Annotated in this window: 9 protein-coding genes; 1 reads left to right on the top strand and 8 read right to left on the bottom strand. The window is 45.7% G+C overall.

Translation table 11 applies throughout. From position 1 onward, the window contains the following. Window positions 1-211 (bottom strand): transposase (locus H595_RS23775; RefSeq protein WP_027669873.1); only part of this gene is annotated, 211 nt, incomplete at its 3' end. Between the two features lie 224 nt (window positions 212-435). Here H595_RS23775 and H595_RS0103070 point away from each other — a divergent pair. Next, the gene (locus H595_RS0103070; protein ID WP_027669872.1) at window positions 436-897 is read left to right on the top strand and encodes an Hsp20 family protein; all 462 of its coding nucleotides are present in this window, start codon (window positions 436-438) and stop codon (window positions 895-897) included. Between the two features lie 74 nt (window positions 898-971). On the opposite strand, the gene adk is transcribed toward H595_RS0103070, so the two are convergent. The 7 genes from adk to H595_RS0103035 all read right to left on the bottom strand — a co-directional run bounded on the left by adk (window position 972) and on the right by H595_RS0103035 (window position 8,878). Beyond that, window positions 972-1,616, bottom strand: coding sequence for an adenylate kinase (adk, locus tag H595_RS0103065; RefSeq protein WP_027669871.1), 645 nt, complete (start codon window positions 1,614-1,616; stop codon window positions 972-974). A gap of 332 nt (window positions 1,617-1,948) precedes the next feature. After that, window positions 1,949-3,883: a molecular chaperone HtpG gene (gene htpG, locus H595_RS0103060; protein WP_027669870.1), complete on the bottom strand. Its 1,935-nt coding sequence runs from the start codon at window positions 3,881-3,883 to the stop codon at window positions 1,949-1,951. Between the two features lie 116 nt (window positions 3,884-3,999). Beyond that, on the bottom strand, window positions 4,000-4,602 hold the full coding sequence (gene recR / locus H595_RS0103055) for a recombination mediator RecR (protein ID WP_027669869.1): 603 nt from the start codon (window positions 4,600-4,602) through the stop codon (window positions 4,000-4,002). Further along, window positions 4,602-4,928 carry a YbaB/EbfC family nucleoid-associated protein gene (locus tag H595_RS0103050; RefSeq protein WP_027669868.1) on the bottom strand — a complete coding sequence of 109 codons (327 nt, stop codon included), beginning with the start codon at window positions 4,926-4,928 and terminating at the stop codon, window positions 4,602-4,604. The genes recR and H595_RS0103050 overlap by 1 nt, the downstream gene beginning before the upstream one ends. Before the next feature lie 117 nt (window positions 4,929-5,045). Next, the gene (gene dnaX / locus H595_RS0103045; protein WP_027669867.1) at window positions 5,046-7,286 is read right to left on the bottom strand and encodes a DNA polymerase III subunit gamma/tau; all 2,241 of its coding nucleotides are present in this window, start codon (window positions 7,284-7,286) and stop codon (window positions 5,046-5,048) included. Between the two features lie 45 nt (window positions 7,287-7,331). After that, on the bottom strand, window positions 7,332-7,880 hold the full coding sequence (gene apt / locus H595_RS0103040; RefSeq protein ID WP_027669866.1) for an adenine phosphoribosyltransferase: 549 nt from the start codon (window positions 7,878-7,880) through the stop codon (window positions 7,332-7,334). Between the two features lie 251 nt (window positions 7,881-8,131). Then, complete coding sequence (locus tag H595_RS0103035) at window positions 8,132-8,878, bottom strand: HvfC family RiPP maturation protein (protein WP_027669865.1); 747 nt, start codon at window positions 8,876-8,878, stop codon at window positions 8,132-8,134. Between the last annotated feature and the right edge of the window lie 2 nt (window positions 8,879-8,880).

Below are 8,880 nucleotides of genomic sequence, written 5' to 3'. Positions count from 1 at the left end.
AAATGTACAGTTTCAGCATGGTAGCCGGGTGATAACCTGGCCGCCCTGTTTGTTTTGCGCTAACTCTTTCAAAGCCAAGTGAGTCAAGCTGTAATCCATCAACAAAGATATCGACCACTCGGACAGGGTTATCTTCAGTAACGAAGTCATCAAGCGCCTCAGGGAGCAAGGTTACTTGATGTCTACCTTGGCCTTTAATATGGTGGGTCATATCAGCACACTTTGTTCTAATTCGTATGCTATTAATTTTAGTAAAGCGACAGCTAACTGTACTGCTTTATCAAGAACAATTGATCATATAAATCTATTGCTTAGACCAAAAGGTGATCAGCAGTTTTCACACAGCCTGAGCGATAACCGGTATTTTACCGGTTAACTTAACCGCCCGTTCAATTGAAGGGCAGCAAAACCCTGATTGCTTTTGAGGAATTAGTTATGACAAATATTGATTTAACTCCATTTTACCGTTCATTTATTGGCTTTGATCATTTAGCTAATTTAATGGATGCAGCAGCACGTAATGAAAAACAACCTGCATACCCACCGTATAACATCGAGGTGACAGGTGAAGATCAGTACCGTATTACTATGGCTGTAGCCGGTTTTGATGAGCAAGAACTCAGTATTGAAACTGAGCATAATACCCTGCTGGTTAAAGGGCAAAAAGTCGGCAAAGATGACGGCCGCCGATTTGTGCATCAAGGTATAGCAGAACGTAACTTTGAGCGGAAGTTCCAGCTGTCAGATTATATTAAAGTTACTGGCGCGCATATGGCACACGGCTTATTGCATATCGAACTGGTGAGAGAAGTTCCCGAAGCGCTGAAACCGCGCAAAATTAGCATTGGTCATGCCACATCACCAACCTCACTGCATCATGCTAATAAAGTGGCTTAAATCATTCGACTAGCCGACACAAAAAAGCCCTGAAATATCAGGGCTTTTAACTAGCAAAAATTTAACAATTTAGCCTAGTCTAACAGTGCGACCAGTTCACTTGTGACTACATCTACCGCTTTAGTACCATTAATGTGATGGTAACGGGTATTACCAGCGTCAGCCTCTGCGCGGTAGTAACCTACCAATGGCTCTGTTTGCTCATGATAAATAGCCAAACGTTTTCTAACTGTTTCTTCTACGTCATCCGGACGAATCACCAATTCTTCGCCAGTAACATCATCTTTACCGTCTTCTTTGGCAGGGTTATAACGTACATGATATACGCGTCCAGATGCTGGATGCACCCGACGGCCGCTCATACGCTCTACAATAACTTCGTCTGGCACATCAAATTCAATGACATGGTCAATCACGATGCCTTTATCTTTCATGGCGTCGGCTTGTGGAATTGTACGAGGAAAACCGTCTAACAAAAACCCTTTGCTACAATCTGGCTGTGCAATACGCTCTTTAACAAGTCCGATAATAATGTCGTCTGAGACTAACTGACCTGCATCCATTACTTGCTTTGCCGCTAAACCGAGTTCTGAACCCGCTTTAATTGCCGCGCGAAGCATGTCGCCGGTAGAGATTTGTGGAATGCCGTACTTACTCATTAAAAATTGAGCCTGAGTACCTTTACCGGCACCCGGGGCACCCAACAAAATTATGCGCATAGCAACACCCTCATATCTTGGGATTGATTCATAAATAATAAGGCTCGGATCTTTACATAATGTGCTGTCTGAAACAAGAAGTTTGTCTATTGCTGACAACTGGTCAGGCTATTTCACTGGCTTTTAGTCGTACTAGTTAGTTTATAAGGCATTCACAGGGGCTAGACGGCTAAGACGGCAGAAAAATACAGTTATTTAGGCGACAACTGCGTATATATATCGACTAAAGTTGTAATTTTAAAGGCGCAGTGCGGCAGCATCAAACGAGATAAAGCGATAACGGTTATATGCAGAGGAAAAGGCACGGCTAGAACGCCGTGCCTGTAACACGGTTAACCGGCCAAAGAAATTAACAAACTGTTTAAACGCGATACAAAGCTCGCAGGGTCTTTCAAATTGCCACGCTCAGCAAGCAATGCTTGATCCAGTAACACTTCGGCCCATTGCTTGAAGCGATCTTCATCTTGCTCATCAGCAACACGTTTAACCAATTGATGTTCAGGGTTCAGCTCAAAAATAGGCTTCACGTCAGGCACTTTCTGCCCCACCGACTCCATCAGTTTGATCATCTGGGTACTCATATCAAACTCATCAGTAACCACACAAGCCGGACTTTCGGTTAAACGATGGCTCACTTTAACGTCTTTCACCTGATCGCCTAAGGCTGTCTTAAACCGGTCTAATACATCAGCAAACGCTTTTTCTGTTTCCTCTTGTGCTTTTTTCGTCTCTTCATCATCCAGCTTGGATAAATCTAGTCCGCCTTTAGCAACAGAGCGCAGTTTCTTGCCATCAAACTCAGTTAAATGCTGCACCAGCCATTCATCGATGCGATCTGATAGTAGTAACACTTCCAAACCTTTTTTACGCAATACTTCTAAATGCGGGCTATGTTTGGCTGCGGTGTAGCTGTCACCAACAATGTAGTAGATTTCGTCTTGATCTTCTTTCATCCGGCTGATGTAATCAGCCAACGCAACATTTTGTGTGCTGTCATCGTTATGCGTTGATGCAAAACGCAGCAATGCGGCTACTTGCTCCTTGTTGGCCATATCTTCGGCCGGGCCTTCTTTCAGCACCTGACCAAATTCATTCCAAAATGCCTGGTATTGCTCAGCATCTTTGCTTAGTTTCTCCAACATTTTAAGCGCACGACTGGTACAGCCTTTACGCAGTGCCTGAGTGACCTTGGTGTCCTGTAAAATTTCACGGGACACGTTCAATGGTAAATCACTTGAGTCCAGTAAGCCTTTTATAAAACGCAGGTAGCTTGGCATAAATTGTTCAGCGTCATCCATTATAAAGACACGCTGTACGTACAATTTCAAACCATGCTGAGCGTCACGGTTCCACATATCAAAAGGCGCTTTTTTCGGCACATACAATAAGCTGGTGTAGTTATTGTTACCTTCAACCTTATTGTGGCTCCAGCTTAACGGCTCGCTCCAATCGTGTGAAATATGCTTGTAGAACTCCTGATATTCTTCGTCGCTTATATCTGACTTATCACGTGTCCATAAGGCAGTTGCCTTGTTTGCTGCCTGCCAGTGGCCTGGTACTGCCGCAATTTTTTCGCCATCTTCACCATCACGCTCTGGCTGTTCTTCTTGCCACAGCTCTACCGGGATGCTGATATGGTCAGAATATTTCGTTACGATACTTTCTACTTTCCAGCGACCTAAGAATTCATCTTCGCCTTCACGTAAGTGTAAAACAATATCGGTACCACGGGTTTCCTTGGTAACCGGCGTAATGGTGTAGTCCCCTTCGCCAGCTGATTCCCATTCAATCGCTTCATTCGCTGCAGAGCCTGCTTTGCGCGTTCGTACAGTGACTTTGTCGGCAACAATGAACGCAGAGTAAAAACCAACGCCAAATTGACCAATTAATTTAGAGTCTTTATTTTGATCGCCAGATAACTGCGAGAAAAACTCTTTGGTACCAGATTTGGCAATGGTGCCTAAGTGGCTGATCACTTCTTCTTGTGTCATACCAATGCCATTATCACTAACTGTTAACGTACGGGCTTTTTCATCTAAGCTAATACGAACACGTAAGTCACCATCGTCGCCATATAGGCTGCCATCTGACAAGGCAAGAAAACGCAGTTTGTCTGCGGCATCGGACGCATTCGATACCAACTCACGCAAGAAAATCTCTTTATTGGAATACAGTGAATGTATCATCAGCTGCAGCAGCTGTTTGACTTCGGCTTGAAAACCGTGGGTTTGCTTCTGGCCTGCTGAAGTGGCTGTAGTATCACTCATTGTGCTAATCCTCGAACATCAAAATTTGACAGTTAAACATCTGGCTGCAGCGCGCAGCCATCACTGACAACAGATATGGGGCAGATTAACCGGATTTCAAGCAGGGGAATTACAGATTAAAACGCTTTGCGACCACTAAAAGCATGCGACAGTGTCGTACCATCCACAAATTCCAATTCTCCACCTACCGGAATACCTTGTGCAATGCGGGACACTTTTACCTGTTGTTTGTTACATAGTTCGGCAATATAGAATGCCGTAGCATCACCTTCAACGGTCGGATTAGTCGCCAAAATAAGTTCGGTGACATTATGCTTTGCCAGTGTGTTACTGAGGATATCAAGGCCCAAATCCTGTGGCCCAATACCATCAAGTGGCGATAAGTAGCCCTGCAAGACAAAATAGCGCCCTTTAAACTGGCCAGTTTGCTCTATCGCCATTTGATCTGCTGCAGAGCCCACCACGCAAATAATACCGTCCTGCGCCCGGCTCGGGTCGGCACAAATATGACACAGGTCAGATTCGCAAAAAGTACGGCACTGCTGACAGTGCCCTATTTTTGCCATTGCAGCATTGAGTGCTGCACCCAGGTGCGCGCCCCCTTCCCTGTTGCGTTCCAGCAAAGAAAATGCCATACGCTGGGCAGACTTTGGCCCTACACCTGGCAAAATACGCAACGCATCAATCAGCTGTTGCAACAAAGGGGTATGACGACTCATTAGAAAGGCATTTTCATACCCGGTGGCAATTGCAAACCACCGGTAACAGCAGCCATTCTTTCTTTACTGGTTTCATCAACGCGGCGTACCGCATCGTTTATCGCGGCAGCAATCAAGTCTTCCAGCATGTCTTTGTCATCCTGCATCAGGCTATCATCAATGCTAACACGCCGAACGTTGTGATTACCCAACATGGTAATTTTTACTAAACCTGCACCGGCTTCACCCGTAACTTCCATGGCGGCAATCTCAGCCTGTACTTTCTGCATTTTGTCCTGCATGGCTTGCGCCTGCTTCATGATATTACCCATACCGCCTTTAAACATAACTTTTACCTGCCGTATAAATTAAAAAATTCGTAGCCAGTGCTGCTGCACTGCAGTGTTATCGGCGACAAGATAATGACTTCGTCACCAAAATTCAAGCTAGCCAAGCTTTTCGGGTTAATTGACAACTATCGTTTCAGCCAGTAGCTGAGCGTCAAACATCTGTTGTAACTGTAATACGTTTTCGTCTTGTTCTAACAACCGACTGACATACACCATGCGCTCTTGTACAATTTTCTGTTGAATAGACAACGGACTATTAGGCACGTCGAGTTGATAGCTAACATTAATGGTCAACGCCTGGTTAAAACTCAGTTCTAATACCTGTTGTAACTTTCCTCTAAAGCCAGCACTGTCCAGATGCTGCTGACTCTGAGCGACGGTTAAATCTAAGATGGCGCCATTTAACTGCATCGCTGAATTAAGTAGAAATAGCCGGCTAAGACCACCAGTATCCAGTGTTTCAACCCTTGCAGCCCAGGCATCTACCTGCGCGGCAAAGCGAATAGAAAAATTCTGATCGTTAATACTACCATCAAATTGCGCTAATACTGGTTCGGGCGTTGGCAGGGTCGCGGTAACCGTCTGCTGCATGTCTTGTTCATACTGTTGCCAAAGCGCATCGGTAGCGGCTGCATCAAGCTGTGCAATATCAGTGTCATCAGCATCGTCATAATCGTCATTGGACGGGTTAAGCACTGTTGAGTCAACGGCGGCTTGCGGTGCTGCTTGACGTGCAGCATGACGTGCAGATTGCGATGCCACTATCTGAGCTGTTTGCTGTGTCTGCAGCGCGGTATTGTCGTTGTCATACCCTTTGCTATTGCCCCTGGTACTGGTACTGGTACTGTCACTGACCGCCTCAGCAGAGGTTATTGGGTCTTTAACAGTTAACGGCGCCTGCTGGCGCTCAGGCTTTTTTGTCAAAGGTGCTGGCGTTACTTGTACACCCCGACGAGCCATAATTCGCGCTGTAACAGGGTCGATACCACTTACTGGTTCAGCAACCTGTTGATCGGCGCCTTCTTGCTCAGCGGCAGCTTGCACTGTCATAGCGTCGTCTGCTGGTTTAACACCAACATCTGGTTCAGTAATATCACTTTTCGCTGGAGCAACTTCGGCTTGCGCTGCAAACTCAACAGGAGGCTCCATTTGCTCCGGGCGCGACGCACCGGGTAAAACGGAAGAAGGCGTAACCGTTGGTGAGGTATTAGTGGGGCTGACATGCACAGGACCAACGCGAGTATGCTTAGCTGGTGTTTGCATTCTATCTTGCGTTTCAGGCTGAAACGCCATCGCGCGCAACAATGCCATCTCTAACCCGGTTAGCGGATCCGGCGCAAATGGTAGCTCTTTCTTACCACTAATCAGTAACTGATAATAAAGCTGTACCTGCGCTGGCGCTAACGTATCGGCTAATTGCTGCACAAATTCTTGCTGAGGTGAAAACGCAGCCGCACTAAGACTAAACTGGCTCAGAGCGGTAAGATGTAACAACGACAGCATGTCATCCAATACCTGGCTAAAATGATTTTGCTGCTGCACTAAGGCGGCAAGTTGCAACTGTAATTGCTGAGCATCTTGCGCCAATATGGCTTGCAGCAACAACTGCGCCCAACTTTGGTCCAAAAACCCTAACATGGTTCGCACGGTATCAAGAGTGATATTGGCATTACTTTGCGCAATAGCCTGATCTGTTAAACTTAGCGAGTCACGCAAACTACCTTTTGCTGCACGTGCCAACATCGCCAGCGCGGCTTGCTCAAAGGGAATTGCCTCTTCACCAAGCACATAAGCTAAGTGTTGCTCAATCTGTAATGGACTCAGTGCGAGTAAATTAAACTGCAAACAACGTGAAAGCACTGTTATAGGCAGCTTTTGTGGGTCAGTTGTAGCCAACAGAAACTTGACGTGCGGCGGAGGTTCTTCCAGTGTTTTTAGCAGTGCATTAAAGCTATGTTTGGATAGCATATGCACTTCATCGATAAGGTAAACCTTAAAGCGACCATGGCTGGGTGCATATTGTACGTTGTCTAATAAATCCCGGGTGTCTTCTACCTTAGTACGTGACGCCGCATCAATTTCCATTAAGTCGACAAAGTTGCCGGCGTCTATTTCCAGGCAGGCACTGCACTGGCCACAAGGCGTTGCCGTAATACCTTGCTCGCAGTTCAAACTTTTGGCAAAAATACGGGCGATGGTAGTTTTACCGACACCACGGGTGCCGGTAAATAAATAGGCATGATGCAGCCGGTTGTTATTCAGTGCATTACCCAGGGCGTTCTTAACATGCTCCTGCCCAACTAACTGGGCAAAATGCTGTGGACGCCACTTACGTGCTAATACCTGGTAACTCATAAGGCTGCATTTGTCTTGGTTATGATAGTCAGCAACAGACTAAACTTATTCGCCGCTATACTCAACCAGACTCAGGATATTTAATCCGGCTTGCTGCAGGCGTGCTACCCCCCCCAAATCAGGCAGTGCAATGACAAAAGCAGCATCGTCAACAATACCACCAAGTTGCCTGACTAATTTTGCTGTAGCGTCGATAGTACCACCAGTGGCTAACAGATCATCAACCAATAATACTTTGTCGCCTGGTGTTATTGCATCAGCATGCAGTTCAAGGGCATCTTCACCATATTCCAGTTGGTAGCTTTGTGAAATACGCTGACGTGGTAACTTACCTGGCTTACGCACTGGCACAAATGAAATACCCAATGCATAAGCAAGTGGTGCACCAAAAATAAAGCCGCGGGACTCAGTACCTACAATTTTGGTAATGCCTTTATCAGCGTACAACTGGCAGAAAGCATCTATAACTTTTTTAAAGCTTGGGCCGTCCTGCATCAGGCTGGTGACATCGCGAAACACAATGCCCGGCTTAGGGTAATCAATAACCGTTTTTATAACTTGTTTTAATTCAAGCGCTAATGCTTGTTTGTCCATGTCAGAAAACCTTTTGTTATGCGTCCCTGCCGGGACAAAAAAGCCGCCCTCAGGCGGCCTTCTAAGCAACTAGTGCATTATGCCAAAATTTGAAACCAACGCACTATTGGGGCTAAACACAGTAAAGATACAAATACTGCTACCACGGCTAGAAACTGCCATAGGTTAAACGAGTCTTTGAAATTTTCGTCTGCCATTGCATTACTCTTCTGTCATCAGCGAATTATGGACGCATATGGTAATGAATTTTGTCACTCTTGAAAAGACACCAGCACACCTTTTGTCGCAAAGTCCTGTAATATGCTTTGTGCGCCTTGCATTAATTGCGCAGTATTAAATTGAGGCAGTAACGGCACTAACTGCTGCACTAAGGTGTCCAGCGCTACACCTGGCATTTGCTGTAACGTTTGCAACAACAGTGCCGTTAGCTGATTTATCGCGACAAACTTCACGTCATCTTCGCTATTGCGATACAGTAAATAGCAATGTTCAGGCTCACCCACTGCGGGTTTAAAATCCACACTGATTTGATGCACGGCAACATGATAAACCAACACTAATGCTAACGCAGACAACGCCAGCGGTTGTTGGTTAACCTGTTCTGGCAGCAAAGGGGTTTCTAGCACCTTCAATGGTTTTGTCGCTAAATACAGCTCAACCCACTCGTAATGCGCCAGCTCCAGTAAAAACTCAGGATCTTGTTCCGTAATTTTATAGCTCTGTTGCAAATACTGTAAAAAGTGTTCGGCAATATCTAAAAAATAAGGACTGGTGCACTGATGATTTTTGAAAAAATGTCGTACTAACGCTAACCAGTGTACTTCGCTATAAAGCGACTTAAGCACTGGAAAGGCACTTGAGACAAAGCCCTGTACGTTATTAAAGAACAGCTCCCGATATACTGCCATACGCGAGTCAGCAACCCCCTCTGGTATCGGCATACCTTCGGGGTCTTTAATATGGTTGATAAAAGCGTGCTGGATTTGTTGAAACTGCATCG

This window comes from Rheinheimera baltica DSM 14885 (assembly GCF_000425345.1).
GTDB lineage: Bacteria > Pseudomonadota > Gammaproteobacteria > Enterobacterales > Alteromonadaceae > Alishewanella > Alishewanella baltica.
Note: the sequence above shows the minus strand (reverse complement) of the source record. Positions and strands in the feature narration are given on the sequence as shown.